General features: G+C 66.3%; 8 protein-coding genes. 6 read left to right on the top strand and 2 right to left on the bottom strand.

Annotated features, from left to right (window positions below):
* Positions 1 to 10: 10 nt before the first annotated feature.
* A complete protein-coding gene (locus HOP12_05110) occupies positions 11 to 2,962 on the bottom strand; it encodes a VCBS repeat-containing protein (protein ID NOT33535.1) in 2,952 nt (983 codons plus the stop codon).
* A gap of 285 nt (positions 2,963 to 3,247) precedes the next feature.
* Between HOP12_05110 and HOP12_05105 the strand changes: the two genes are divergently transcribed.
* The 3 genes from HOP12_05105 to HOP12_05095 are packed head-to-tail and all read left to right on the top strand — an operon-like array spanning position 3,248 to position 6,080.
* Positions 3,248 to 3,982: an intradiol ring-cleavage dioxygenase gene (locus HOP12_05105; protein ID NOT33534.1), complete on the top strand. Its 735-nt coding sequence runs from the start codon at positions 3,248 to 3,250 to the stop codon at positions 3,980 to 3,982.
* A gap of 26 nt (positions 3,983 to 4,008) precedes the next feature.
* On the top strand, positions 4,009 to 4,638 hold the full coding sequence (locus tag HOP12_05100; GenBank protein NOT33533.1) for a sigma-70 family RNA polymerase sigma factor: 630 nt from the start codon (positions 4,009 to 4,011) through the stop codon (positions 4,636 to 4,638).
* Positions 4,635 to 6,080, top strand: a complete 1,446-nt coding sequence (locus HOP12_05095) for a hypothetical protein (GenBank protein ID NOT33532.1) — start codon at positions 4,635 to 4,637, stop codon at positions 6,078 to 6,080. Before HOP12_05100 ends, HOP12_05095 begins: the two co-directional genes overlap by 4 nt.
* A 203-nt stretch (positions 6,081 to 6,283) precedes the next feature.
* Here the strand turns inward: HOP12_05095 and HOP12_05090 are convergent, their stop codons facing one another.
* A complete protein-coding gene (locus HOP12_05090; protein NOT33531.1) occupies positions 6,284 to 9,253 on the bottom strand; it encodes a T9SS type A sorting domain-containing protein in 2,970 nt (989 codons plus the stop codon).
* Positions 9,254 to 9,715: 462 nt separating this feature from the next.
* Between HOP12_05090 and HOP12_05085 the strand changes: the two genes are divergently transcribed.
* The 3 genes from HOP12_05085 to asnB all read left to right on the top strand — a co-directional run.
* Positions 9,716 to 11,683, top strand: a complete 1,968-nt coding sequence (locus tag HOP12_05085; protein NOT33530.1) for an OPT/YSL family transporter — start codon at positions 9,716 to 9,718, stop codon at positions 11,681 to 11,683.
* A 66-nt stretch (positions 11,684 to 11,749) separates the two neighbouring features.
* Positions 11,750 to 12,970: a hypothetical protein gene (locus HOP12_05080; protein ID NOT33529.1), complete on the top strand. Its 1,221-nt coding sequence runs from the start codon at positions 11,750 to 11,752 to the stop codon at positions 12,968 to 12,970.
* Between the two features lie 153 nt (positions 12,971 to 13,123).
* Positions 13,124 to 14,466: asparagine synthase (glutamine-hydrolyzing) (gene asnB, locus HOP12_05075; protein NOT33528.1), on the top strand; the 1,343-nt coding region annotated here is incomplete at its 3' end.

Raw genomic sequence — 14,466 nt, 5'->3', positions numbered from 1 at the left:
CGCGCGAGGTTTACTTCGCGATTGCGACCCTGGTGCTGACACGTTCGCCCGACTGATCGAGCGAGATCCAGTAGAGCCCTGACGCCATCGATCCCGGGAGCGACCAATCGACGGTCTGGCTCGGAGCTGTGGCGTGCATTCGAAGCTCGGCGATCCGCCGACCGCCGACATCGAACAAATCGAGTCGCGCAGGACCAGGCTGCAGAGAGTCGAGCGCGAGTCGAAGCGAACTGCTCGACCGGGCGCTATCGAGGACGCGCAGCGTGATCGCCTGCCGCCTGAGCGTCACGACGACTTCGGGGCTCGTGAGCGACTTGCCATTCACCACGTACAGCACGCGATATCGATGGCTTGCTCCCGAAGCAGCATGGGAATCCGTGAACTCGGCACTTCCTGAGCCCGAGGCCACCTGCGTATCGGCAATGTTCCAGCTCGAATCCGACCAGCGCTCGAGCGTCATGAGGGTTCCCGGGTCCGCCTGGTAGCCCCAGCGCAGATGAACGCCGCGCGAGCCTGCAGTCGCTTCGAGCCAGTGGAACCGGACGGCGGTCGGGAAGTTCTGTGGCTTGCCGTGAGCGATGACGACACTGGGGCTGCTGCTGGCGGTCAGTGCGACCCACGCCGCGACGTCGCCGGCGCCGTCGGAGTCGAGATCTCCGACGTAGGCCTCACGCGTGTAGTAGGTCGGCAGAAACGTGAAGAAGTTGCCGGCCTCGCCGCCCGAGCCGTCGTTGAAACCAATGCGCAGCGCCGAGCTGTAGCCATCGAACAGCCCGGTCGACGCGACGTCCAGGTCGCCATCTCCATCGAGATCGCCATAGGCTGGCGTGGGATAGCCTTCCGAGTCGATCCGTCCGGGCGAGGCGCGGAAGTCGAATGAGCCGTCGGCGAGCTGCACCAGCAGTCGAAGATTGCTGTGACCGGGACCGCCGAGATTCAGCAACAAGTCGGGGCGTGAGTCGCCGCTGAACTCCGCGACTGCGACGAAGGAAGGGTGGAGTGGACCGTGATTGTCGGAGAACGGTCCAAAGGTGATCGCACGGTTGCGCTGGAACACCGAGCTTCCGGCGAGACCGTAGACCACGAGAGAATCGATCCCATCCACACCGGGGCCATCGACACCCACGATCAGCTCGTCGTGTCCGTCGCGATCGAGGTCGCCGAGCGAAAACGCGGTTCCCCAACCGTCTCCAGGCACCTCGAGCGTGGCGGCCGTCGTGAAGCCACCGCCCGACTGGCCGAGGAACGGAGTGACACCGCCGCTCAGCGTGTGCGCGATCACATCGGTGAGTCCATCGCCATTCAGATCTCCTGAGGCGATCACGGCCGGAGCGGCGATCGATCCGAGCATCGTCGTCATGCCACTGCCAATCAGTTTCTCAAGTGTCGTGATCGTTCCGTTGCTCAGCGCAATCAGCCGGTGACCCCCGCCCGAAAACGGCGGCAACGCACCGCGAACATCGGGGCGAAGGATTTCGAACGGATCCAGATCGCCGTCCGGACGTTCGCGCGTGACGCGCACGCCTCCCGGGCCACGGAACACTAGTTCCGGCCCCGGCGTCGGGCTCACGTCGCCGATTCCGATCAGCGAGTCGGTCGCGGGAATCGCGTAGAGCTCGGGCAGGCTGACGTGAGCCCCGCGCCTGCGAGTCACGACCGCGAGTCCCTTGAAGATGCCGCCGCCGGGCGGCTCCGGCAGGAGCGCGAAGACCTCCTCGCGACCGTCTCCGTCTGCATCGCCGGCTGCGAGTCGCACGGCGCCGTATCGGTTCTCCACGTTGCCGCCCAGTGCTCCGTCGAAGAACTCGGCCACGGATCGATCCGCGCGGATGCGCGCCGTGCCCAGGCGACCGCCCACGCTGCGCGCGGTACGTACCAGCTCGGGGCGGCCATCTCCATCGAGATCCGCGGGAACCCACGGCTCGTCCGCGGCATTCAGCAGCAGCTCCGCGTCTCCTGCCGCCTCGGAACCGTTCCAGAACAGCGGAGCGCCCGCGGCTTGCGCTGCCTTCGCCGCCAGCAGCGAGTCGGGGTTCGCCTCGAGCGCCAGCGTTGTCGCGCCAAATGTTCCGTCGCCCTGATTCCAGTAGAGCTCCGCGCCGCCGCATTCGCTGGCGACGAGAATGTCGGGGCGGTTGTCCATGTCGAGGTCGCGCACCGTGAACGAGATCGAGAGACAGGCGGGCCCCGGCAGCGACTGATCGACGACCCATCCCGAGATCACGTCGTCGCGAACGACCAACACGGTCGCAGCCCCGTCGTCATAGCGGGCGCGGCTCAGTACGATCTCCGACTGCGCGTCGCCATTCAGATCCGCGACGACCGACGGGCCGTAGCCGGCGGGAATCTGCGTGGTGCTCAGGGGTGTGAAGCCTCCGCTTCCGTTGCCGCTCAAAATATCGAACGAGGCCGTGCCGACTGCGACCAGGTCGAGGCTCGCGTCGCCGGTGACCTCGCCGACACACCATCCCGCCGGGAGGGTGGTGAGCAGCGATTCGACTCCCGGCATGAAGTTGCCGTTACCGAGCCCGCGAAACACTTCGACTCTCGGCGAGGGAGCCGATCGCATGACCACGAGGTCCAAGTGTGCATCGCTGTCGACGCGCGCGAGCTTGAAGCTCACGCATCCCGAGATCGCGAGGTGCGGACCCTCGACGAGCGGTCCAGCTGCGGAGCTCATCCACAGCGCGACGCCGGGCAGCGTGCGATCCTGTCCGACGACGTCGAGGCGGCCGTCCTCGTCGAGGTCGCCGACCACGGGCGAGCCAGTAGCGACATCGCCGAGAATCGGGTAGATGACGGTGGGCTCGAACGAGGCCGCGCGGGTGATCGCCGGCGAGGCCAGCGCGAGCCCGAGCGAGGCGATCACGACCCACGATCCCGGAACCCGCCAGCGCCATGTAACAACCTTGAAGTCCATTTCGAACGACGGCTGCTCCGGCGTCCTCCCGGTCGAAAGCACGATCTCCCCCTGATTGGTCGGCCCTGCGAGCAAACGAATCCCACCTGGTTGAGCAACTGGTGTGCCCGCCCGCCTCGTAACACCAAACCCGCGCAACACGAGGCGGCTACGTACCCGCCACCGAGCGAGCGTTCGAATGCATGAGCAGGAATCTCCATGGACTTGTAAGGATCGCCGACAGGGTCGTAACAGACGAGAGGTGCAGGTGGTCAGAGGAGTAGAGTTGGGACCGCATGAAACACGCGACGCTTCGAAGCCTGGACGATGAACGCCTGGGGGGGAGCCATGCACGATGACGATGTTCCGGTAGGAAGGCTGTTCACCCGCCGCGAAGTGCTCACGCTGCTCGGAGTGACCGCGGGCTCGCTGGCCGCCGGGATGCCGTTCGATCCGCTCGCTCGCTCGCAAGCCGAGGGGCTGCCGCGCTGCATCGTTCGCCCCGAACAGACCGAGGGCCCCTTCTTCATCGACGAACGCCTCTCGCGCTCGGACATCCGCACCGATCCTTCGACCGGGGCGTTGAGCGCTGGAGCGCGACTCGATCTCGCGTTCGACGTCACGCGGCTGTCCGGCGCGACGTGCCGGGCGGTGCCGGGCGCGCGGGTCGACGTGTGGCACTGCGACGCACGCGGCGCATACTCGGACGTGGCGGACTCCGAGTTCGACACTGCGGGGCAGAAGTTCCTCCGTGGTCATCAACTCACGAATGCCGAGGGTCGTGCGCGCTTCACGACCATCTATCCTGGCTGGTACCGCGGGCGCGCGGTGCACATCCATTTCAAGGTGCGCACCGAACCCGACGCAGCGCGCGGACACGAGTTCACGAGTCAGGTCTACTTCGACGACGCAGTGACCGACCGCGTCCACAAGCTCGCGCCCTACGCCGCGCGCGGTGTACGCGAGTTGCGGAACTCGCGCGACGGGCTGTTTCGGCAGGGCGGGTCGCAGCTCCTCATCGCCCCGACCCGGTCACGGGCCGGCTACGAGGCGACCTTCGCGCTCGCGCTGGATCTGGGCTAGCCGGCGGCCCCAAGGGGCGCAACGCCTTGCGCCGCATCGCCGGCTCGGGCACTTTGCCGGGAATGAACGCCACCCCGGAGCGTAGTTCGAGCGGTGAGGCAGGCCACGAGGCCGACCTGATCCGCTCCGCCCAGCGCGGGGACCAGGCCGCCTTCGCGGAACTCGTTCGGCGTTACCAGCGCACCGTGTACCGGTGCGCGTACGCCCTCACGCGGAGCACCGCCGATGCGGACGACCTGTCTCAGGAGACTTTCGTGAGGGCTTACCGCGCGCTCGATCGCTTTCGCGTCGGGGAGCCGATGCAGCCGTGGCTGCTGCGAATCGCCACCAATCTGGCGTTCTCGTTATTTCGATCGCGCAAGCGGCGACCCGAGACGCCGATCGAACCGCTGATCGAAGCTGGAATGCAATGGGGGGTCGAAGACGATCCCGCGGAACATCTGGCGCACGCCGAACAGAAGCAGCGCGTGAACGCCGCGTTCGAAACTCTGAAGCCCGAGCATCAGGCCGTGTTGACGCTGCGGGTGGTGCAGGACCTGTCGTATGAGGAAATCGCTCAGTCGCTCAACATCCCGGTCGGAACCGTGATGTCGCGGCTGTCGCGCGCACGAGCCGAGTTGAAGAGCCGACTCGTCGAAAGGACCGGTAGTACTTGAACCATCTGACCCCTGATCAGTTGCAGGCGCGCTACGACGATCGGCTCGATGCGCGTACGCGCGACGCCGCGGACCGCCATCTGGAGTCGTGTGAGGCATGCCGCTCGGCGATGGCCGAGCTCGCGGCCTCCGACGCCATGCTGCGGGAGGTGCTCACGCACGAGCCGGGCGACGCCTACTTCGAGAGCTTTCCGGCTCGCGTCGAGGATCGGCTCCGCGCGGCCGGGCTGCGCGGAGCGCAGTCGCATCACGAAGAGGGACGATGGCTGGACTGGCTGCGATCGCCGCGCCGCGTTGCGTGGGTGAGTGGCGCGGCCGTGGTGGTGGTCGGGGCGGCCCTGGTGCTGATCACGTCGCGCGAAGATCGCATGTCGTCGCTCGACAATGCCGTGCTGCGGGAGCGTTCCGCGCAGATCGCGCCGCAATCCGCGCGATCCGAGTCCAAGGACGACGTCTCGGCGAGCGCTCCGGTCGGAGGCGATGCCCCGTCCGGCAATGAGGTCGCGGTTCCGCCGTCCTCGGTGCGCCTGGATCAAGACCGACGAACCGTGGCCTCGAAGTCCGAGAGGGCCGAGAAGGAGCGAGCCGAGACGCAGCCAAGCGTCTTGATGGGTGCCAAGCCTGCCGAGGAGCCACCAGCGAACTCGTCACCGGCGCCCTTCGCGACGCCCCCGCCGGTCTCGGTCGTAGCGCCGTCTGCCGACGCCACGCTCGAGCAGCGCAGCGAGTCGCTGGCAGAAGTCGCCCGCGAATCGGTGGCGAAGAGTGCCAGGCAGAAGTCCGCGTTGACCACCTCGGCACAAGTGTGCGGACACGTCGAGGATTCCGACGGACGTCCGCTGCGCGGCGCGGTCGTCACGCGTGTCTCGAGTGGAGCTTCGACGACGACTGCGGCGGACGGTGGTTTTTGCCTGCCGTCCGGATCCGGCGAGCTCTCGGTGATGGCGATCGGCTATCAGGCCGCGCGCATTCGTGCGGACGAGAACGGCGAAGCGCTGGCCGTATCGCTCAAGAGTGTCGATGTGCTTGGCCAGTCCCGCACCGCGCTTGGACGCGAAGGAGCAGCCGGCGCCGTCGCTCCGAGCATGGGATTCCGCTCGGCGGACGAGGCCGTGACCCTGCGCGATTCCGACCGCGTGGCGCAGTTGACGGCTGCGGCGCAGTCGCTCGCCGCCCGGGCTGCCCGGTCGCGCGACGCGGCGAGCTACGACTCGACGGCGGCGGCGTGGAGCGAAGTCGTCGCGGCCCTGCCGACGGTGGGAGCCAGCTCGAATCCTGCGCGACTGCAGAGTGCCGAGGCTCGCTTTCAGGCGTGGAGGCTCGCGCCGACCCGCATTCGCGCGAGGCTCGCGCGAACGGCGCTCGAGTCCTACCTGGCGCGCGATCACTCGAGTTCCGCGGCCGCGAGCGCACGCGCCATGCTCGAGCAACTTCCGCGTTGAGCGGTGGTCGACGAACCGAGGGCGGCCAGCAGAGCGACGGCGGCGCGATCTCCAACGACGCGGGAGCACAGGTGTCGAGATCGCTCGAGCCGAACGTTCTGGGGGACGACCGCCCCGGATTCGTCAGGTGTGCTGGTTACGCGCGCCGCGCGTGACCGGATGACTCCCGGCCACGCGCACGCGCTGCGGCCCCCGGGTGGGGGTTACTTCACGATCGCCAATTTCATGGTGGCGGTCGCGACCCCCTGCGAGAGTCGCAACCAATAGAGCCCCGCGGGAAGCGAAGTCTCGAGTTCGAATCGCACCCTCTGCTCCGAGTAGTCATCCGCGACCAGGCTTTGCGAGGCCACACGGCGACCCGCGAGATCGAGCAGGTCGAGCGCGATCGGGCCGGGCCTGCCGGGCGAGAAGCGTAGGTTGACCGAGCCGGTGGCGGGATTCGGGAAGGCGCGCGCGAGCCTTAGCTCAGGCCGCGGGACCGTGATCTCGATCTCGGCTGATTCGTACGCGGCGAGCAGCTCTCCCACGCGCAGCCGATAGGAGTAGCGGCCCCCGGGCTGAACGCTGTGGTCCTCGGACCCGTAGAGCCCGCCGCCCTCGGCACTCGGCGAGCCGAGCGAGTGTGTCGAGCCATCAGCGTCGCGACGCAGAACCGACATCTGAGCCGAGTTCGCATCGGCGACGTACCACTTCAGCACGACCGCATCGGGACGTGTCTCGCTGGTGACGAGCGAGGCGAGGGTGGGGGTGGTGAGATCCGGAGCGCGGCCCCACATCACGCCGACGCTCGAAGTCTGATTCGTCCAGGCGTGCCACCATGGGTGGTAGTGCATCGTCACGATGTCGGTTCCTCCATCTCCGTTGAAGTCACCGGCGACCATGTTCGTGTTGCCGACTTCGCCGAGTTCCCAATGCCAGACGCGGTGAAATGCGCCATTTGCATCGGCGGTGAGCACGGTGTTGTACGGCGAGCTTCCCTCCAAATGAGCCGGCACGATCAGGTCCGCGTTGCCGTCGCGGTCGAAATCCCCCGAGACGAGTTGCTGGCAGTACTCGCCGGACCCCCCCGATTCCCCTCCAAGCGAGTAGCCGCCACTCTCATTGGCGATCAGGCTGTAGACGAGCGGGGAGTACTCGGCGCGGGTGAGAAACACAAGGTCGAGATCTCCTCGATGGTCGAGATCGAGGATGTGAAGATCGGTTGCCTTCCGCACTCCCGAACTCATTGACGGACTCGAGCAGTCAAAGACCCTCGAGTGGGAGCGGGTCACCAGTCGGCCATCTGCCCAGGTCAGCACGCGCAGCGAGTCGGTTGCTGCCGTCCCTTCGCTGCAGGGGGTCTGGCCACTCAAGATCACGACCTCCTCCCGGCCGTCGTTATCGAGATCGGCGCATCGAAGCACGAAGGGCTGCTCACGCAGCGCGTTCGGCATCGGGTCCGTTACCACGACTGGGTTCATGAAATTGCCATCGCCAACATTGCGAGCGACGGCGAGCGCCGCGTGCGCTGTCACGAACAGCAGGTCGCAGCCGTTGACTCCATCGAAGTCACCGACACTGATCAGGTCGGGCCACTCGAGGTAGCAAGGCGACTCGAGCCGGCCATTTCCATCGCAGCGAGCGAGCTCGAGCACGTGAGCATTTCCTGAGATCAGGTCATCAGTGCCGTCGCCATCAAGGTCGCGGAAGAAGGTAGGCGGAGCCTCTCCGGCGCGAGTCGATGGCAACGAAGGCGCCAGATAGCGCGCGGGACCAAGCGAGCCGTCACTGCTGAGGGTTGCAACAGCAAGATGGGAAGTCGTCCAGAACACCAGCTCGTCTCGTCGGTCGTGATCCAGGCGTGCCCGAAAGTTTGCGCCAACGTTGTCTGGCCCGGGCTGGACGATCGTCGTCTCGTAGTTGCGGGGTCCCAGCGATCGAATGACCTGTACGAAATGCCCACGCCAATCCGACGTTCGCACGATGAGATCCTTCTGACCATCGCGGTCCAGATCGATGGCGCTTGCCGCGAGGACTGTCTGGAGAGGATCGGGGAGCTGGATGTGGAAGCGCGGCAGTGCCTCGAGGCTCGATGTCGGCTCCGAGACAGCGAGATAGTGTCGGTACCAGCGGTTGCCGGAAGTGCTGAGAAGTTCGCAGCCTTCGAACGAGTCGAGATTCTGGATGCCTGGCCACAGTTCGACATCGCGCCGCAAGATCTGCGCGCCGATCGCCCCGGAAGTCTCAATCTCGAACAGCCGTGAGTATTCGCCGTCATCGACCGCGACCTGGAGCTGGCTGTTGCCGAGCAAGTCTACGAACCTGAGCATGGTTGGAGCCCATTCCATCGATGCTCGAGCGCTGAGAAAGAGGTCACCCGACGAGTTCCGGCGGTACTGCAGAATCGATCCACGCGCACCTACGGACTCCAGAGCGAGCCCCACGAACAGGCAGATTCCCTCGGGAACGCGGCTTGATTCGATCCTCAGGCAGGTGATCGAGCCTCCCAAGTCAATCGACTGAACGATCGACAGCGCGCCGCCATTCGCCAAGCGAACGATGTGAACTGTCGAGTCCTGACGCGACGCGATGGCAAACTCCGGACGCCCGTCCTCGTTGAGATCGCCGACCGAGATCAAGTCGGCTTCGATATCGGGTAGCTCGACATGCCATCGGGTGAAGCCACCACGACCATTGCCCAGCCCGATCACGAGCCCCGAACCGTTCGTACCGCAGCCGACCAGATCCAGCGCGTCGTCGTCATTCGTGTCGACGAGCACGAAGGGCCCGAAAGGGTGCGGGGTGGCGCTGTGGTGTGCTTCGCCGAAGCGGGCGCCCCGAAGTCCATCTCGAATCGACAGTCCGTGTTCCGAACATGGTCCGATCAATTCGCTGAGCCCGTCTCCGTTCAAGTCGGCAAACTCGATCGGTCCATCGTGTCCCAGTTCGTAGACCGAGCCGCGGGCGAACAGATCGCTCCAGTCGGTCTCTGCTCGAGCCTCGGCCGACGACGATGCAATCGCGAGCGCAAGCACGAAGGATGCGATTCGCCCGCGTCCCGCTCGCGGTCGCGCGGATGCGGATCGGGCGCGATGGCTCGCCATGAACGTCCGCACTACGAACCGCCACAGCCCCACGCGCTCGAGCAGGCGCGAGGATCGGGCGCTCGCGTGAGCGGCGGGCTGCGGGTTCACGACGATTCGAGTTCGCGAGTCTGCGCTTCGGCGGCTCATGCGGGGGAGCATGATCGGGCCTTCCTCTTCCATGGGACGCAGCGGAACGTCGATGAGCACCCGCACTACGGCAAGCATCGAGCCACGCACGGCGAACGGCCCGCTGCGCGTGCAGTGCGAAGGCAGCGCGTCACTAAGCGAGCCGAGTAGGAACTACGCAGCGATCCAAACAGCTCGCGCAGCTCGAAACCGTCGCCGACTCCGACACCTGCACGAGTCCAGCTCGAATCCGGAGAGGGTTCGATGCTGCAGCGTCGGTGATTGGCCCGCCCGTGCACCGAACCCGGCTGCCAAGTGCCTATCGCGAAACAGCTTGTGCGGTGGGCAGGTGATCGGCGAACCTTGCGCCCGCTGTTTCCTGAGCCGGGTCGACTCGGGCGCAACATCGCGCCCTCACTCGCAGCGCACTCATGGAGAGCCGCCGTGGCCATCGCTCCTCAGCCGATCGACGAATCAGGTCTCACTCCCGAGGAAATCGAGCGCCACTGGTTCGAAAACGTCTACGCCGGCGATCGAATGCCGCAGCTCACGGTGCGCGCGGTCGTCATGGGAATGCTGCTCGGCATGCTCATGGCGTGTTCGAACGTCTATGTGTCGCTCAAGACTGGTTGGACGCTCGGCGTCTCGATCACGTGCTGCATCCTCGCGTACGCGATCTTCGCCACCCTGCGCAAAGTGTTCCCGCGATGGTTTCCGAGCTTCAGCATTCTCGAGAACAACGCGATGCAGTCCGCCGCGTCCGCGGCGGGCTCGATGCCCAGCGGTGGCATTTCGAACGCGATTCCGGCGCTCATCATGCTCAACCCGGCTTCACTCCCGGTCGACTTTCAGACCCGGTGCCTGTGGCTGATCCCATGGCTCGCGTGCATCGCCCTGCTCGGCGTGTTCCTCGCGGTGCCGGCCAAGCGTCAGCTGATCAACATCGAGAAGCTGCCGTTCCCGACCGGGCTCGCTGCGGCGACCACGCTGCGGAGCCTGCACGACACCAGCGGCGAGGCCGCCCGTCAGGCGAAAGCGCTCGGCTGGTCGGGACTGATCGGCATCTTGATCACGCTGTTTCGCGACGCGATTCCCAAGGGTGCGGCGACGATCGCCTTCCCGTGGGCTGAGAAGCTCAGCTGGGCGCCGATCAAGTCATGGGTCAAGTGGCCGAACCTGCCGATCGCATGGCCGCACGTCGAGTCGGTATGGGGCACCAGCTGGATTCGGATCGGCACGTTCAAAGATGCGCCGCTGTTCCTGAATCAGGTGACCATGTCGCTCGAGGGCTCATTGCTGTTCATCGCCGGCGGCGCGCTGATCAGCTTCCGGCAGGCGTGGAGCATGATGCTGGGCGCGTTCATCAACTACGTGATCCTCGCGCCGATCATGCTGAACGCGGGCGTCATCGAGACCGCGAGCTTTCGCAAGATCTCCGCATGGAGCCTGTGGATCGGGGTGCCCATGATGGTGACCTCGGGCCTGCTGTTGTTCTTCATGAACTGGCGCACCGTGGCGCGCGCCTTCGGCACGATCAGCACGTTCCTCGGCCGCAAGGGCGACGGCGGCGATCCGATGGATCGCATCGAGGTGCCGGGCTCCTGGTTCATCGCCGGCTGGGTGACGCTGGGGCTCATCATCGTGGTGCTCGGTCACCAGCTCTTTCACATCCAGTGGTGGATGGGCGTGATCGCAGTCTTCATCACGTTCTTCCTCGCGACCGTTTCGGGCCGCGCGACGGGCGAGACCGACGTCACGCCGGTCGGTCCGCTCAGCAAGATCACGCAGCTCACCTTCGGCGCGATCGCGCCCGGGAACATTCCGACCAACCTGATGACCGCCAACATCAGCGCCGGCGCGACCGCACATGCCGGCGACCTGCTGACCGACCTCAAGAGCGGCTATCTGCTGGGAGCGAATCCGCGGCAGCAATTCCTGGCGCAGATGTTCGGCGTGCTGGCGGGGGCCGTGGTCGTCGTTCCGGTGTTGTTCATCATCATCCCCGACATCAACATGCTCGGCACCGAGAAGTGGCCCGCCCCGGCGGCACTGGTGTGGCGTGGAGTCGCAGAGCTGCTGGCCAAGGGCGTTGGTGCTCTGCATCCCACCGCTCGTATGGGTCTTGCGATCGGAGCGAGCCTGGGCATCATCCTCACGTTGCTCGAGGTGTGGTTCCCGAAGGCCAAGAAGTTCATTCCTTCGCCGACCGGGTTGGGGCTCGCGTTTACGTTCAACGGCTTCAACTCGATTTCGTTCTTCATCGGTTCCTGCATCGCGCTGGCACTCGCGAAGTGGGCGCCCAGGGTCCACGAGCGCTTCACGGTGCCGGTGTCCTCGGGGCTGATCGCGGGCGAGAGTCTGATGGGAGTGGCGGTCGCGTTCATGGGGATTTTCGGCTGGCTGGAGCTGTAGCGCGGCCTTCAGCCGCTTCCGGCGCGGGCCGATAACCCCCGGGTGACCTACCCGGAGGGCTTCGCCATGTCCCGCTTCCCCTCGCTGGCCGCGCTCGCGGCCGTGTGTCTGTTGATTGCGCCGCTGACGGCCCATGCGGGCGCCACCGACGCGAATGCGACGCCGACCGATGCCGCGGTCACGCCGTCGGCCGCCGCCTGGCGTCAGCAGCTCCCGGCTGAAAGCCGCTCGCTCATGGACCGACTTGGGGCACGGCTCGAAGCGGCCTACGACGAGAAGCACGGTTACGTCGACAAGAACCGGCTGCCGTCCGAGAGCTCGATCGAGATCGCGTTGATGAACGGTCGCGGCGAAAGCGACAGCTACTGGAACGCACACGCGCGTCAGTCCGTCGATTGGATGGTGACGCTGTTCGACACCACCATGGGTGGGTTCTTCCACGGCGCCGAAGATTCCGACGTGAAGAGCGCCGCCTATGCCAAGCGCACCGATTCGAACGCCCGTCGCTTCGAAGCCGTGATGCTGGCGTGGGAAGCGACCGGGGATCCGCGACTGAAACGCCTGATGCGCAAGGAAGCCGAGTACTTCCAGCGCGTGCTCGCCGAAGGTCGCGCCGGATTCGTCTGGGGCCAGGTCGGCGATCGGCAGCTCTATCCGGAACCCAACGGGCTCGCGATTCGCTCGTGGCTTCACTACGCCACCCTGAATGCCGATCCGCGTGCCCGCGATTACGCGCTCAAGAGCCTTGACGCGGTGTTCGAACAGTCGTGGATGGGCTTCGGCGCGTTCTGGCGTCAGAGCTTCCTGCAGGATCTCGAGAAGGGCGCGCGCGCCTCCGATCAGGCAGTGATGGGACGTGCGTACATCTACGCCGCGCGCGTCGCCGGCCGCGAAGACGATCGCACCAGGGCCGAGGCGATCGGAGACCTGCTGCTCCAGCGCTTCATCGACGCCGAAGACGGGCACTTCAACACCACCGTCGCGCCGAAGAAAGACGGCAGCACCCGTGGCTCGGGTCGCGAATCGCTCGACAACGCGCTCGTGGTGCGCTTTCTGGCCGAGCTGACGCACCTGACCGGCGAGGAGAAGTATCGCGACGCAGCGCGCGGTACCGTGCGCGCGTTCGCCGAGGACTTCGACAAGATGAAGCTCGACGCAGCCGACTGGGCGCTCGCCGTGCGGGCGCTGAGCGTGAACGACCTGCCGAGCGCCCCGGAGTGGAAGAGCGTGGTGCAAAACGTACCGTCGACCCAGTCCCGCTCGAAGACCTATCGCGCCGGGAAGTAACCGGACCGCGATTCGCACCGTCTCCAAGTCGCGAGCCCGCACTGCTCACTGGTGCGGGCTTCGTGCTTCGACGTAATCTGCCGCGCGATGCGCCCACTCCCTCCTCGACCGCCGATCAACTCCATCGCGTCCGCGACGCGCTCGGAGCATTAGATGTGCGGCATCGCAGGCATCTATCGCTTCGGCGACCTCGGAGCAGCCGAGTCCGCCCGCGATGAAGATCGTGCGCTGGTCGGGCGCATGCTGCGCAAACTCGAGCATCGGGGACCCGACGACGAGGGGCTCGAGTCGGTGGGGCGGGTCACGCTGGGGGTTCGCCGGCTTTCGATCCTCGACGTCTTGGGTGGTCATCAACCGATCGCCGACGCCGAGCGTCGCGTGTGGGCGATCCAGAATGGCGAGCTCTACAACTTCCCCGAGCTGAGAGCCGACCTCGCGACGCGCCACCCGTTGCGCACGCGCACCGACACCGAGCTGTTGCCCTACCTGTGGCTTGAACACGGCCCGGCGGCGATCGAGAGATTGCGCGGCATGTTCGCGACCGCGATCTACGACACGCGCGCCCAGAGTCTGATGCTGGCGCGAGATCCGCTCGGGGTGAAGCCGCTCTATGCGGCACACCTCGGCGATCGGCTGCTGTTCGCCTCGGAGATCAAGGCGCTGCTGTGCGAGTCCGCGCTTCCGCGCACGCTCGACCGCGAGGCCGTCGAGCGCTACCTGGCACTGGGTTTCGTAGCCGGCGAACGCACCGCGCTCCACGCGGTCCGAAAGGTGCGGCCGGGATGTCGAGTCCTGCTGACGCCCGAGGGGCGCAAAGACGAGCGCTACTGGCCGTGGCCGCGGTTCTTCAACGCGGCCGGCGCTCACGACCCGGGCGGCGCTCGTGACCCCCATGCGCTCGCCACCGAAGCCGGGCGCCGCATCGCCGCCTCGACCGAGTCGATGCTGCTGTCCGATCGGCCGGTCGGCATCCTGCTCTCGGGCGGCGTGGATTCGAGCGTCATGGTGGGTCTGCTTCCCGAGGCGATCCGCCGCGAGACTCGCACCTTTTCGATCGGCTTCGAAGGCGCGGGCTATCACGATGAGCGTGCCGTGGCGCGACGCGTCGCGGAATTCTTCGGGACCCGGCATCGCGAGTTTTCGGTTCCGCTCGACGTGCGCGCCGAGCTACCGCGCATCATCGCGATGCTCGACGAGCCATGTGCGGACGCCGCGATCGTGCCCGCGCATCTGGTCGCCCGCGCAGCTTCGCAGGAAGTCACCGTGCTGCTCTCGGGAACCGGCGGCGACGAAGTGTTCGGCGGCTATCGCCGCTATCGGCTTCCCGCGTTGATGCGAAAGCTCGGCTGGATGCCGCCGGGGCTGGCGCGGGTCGGGGCGAGCTGGTTAGGCGAGTTGGATCATCATCGGCGGTCGCTTTCCGGTGAGCGAGCGATCATGGTGCGCAAGCTGCTCGAGGCGCGCGGCCGCGGCACGCCGCTCGCATCCTATCTCTC

Source organism: Candidatus Eisenbacteria bacterium (assembly GCA_013140805.1).
GTDB lineage: Bacteria > Eisenbacteria > RBG-16-71-46 > RBG-16-71-46 > RBG-16-71-46 > JABFRW01.
This window is presented reverse-complemented; position numbering and strand designations above follow the sequence as displayed.

What these genes read in the sequence shown, in the direction of transcription:
- HOP12_05105 (NOT33534.1), top strand. Translation starts at nt 3,248, where the DNA reads ATGCACGATGACGATGTTCCGGTAGGAAGGCTGTTCACCCGCCGCGAA.
- HOP12_05080 (NOT33529.1), top strand. Translation starts at nt 11,750, where the DNA reads ATGTCCCGCTTCCCCTCGCTGGCCGCGCTCGCGGCCGTGTGTCTGTTG.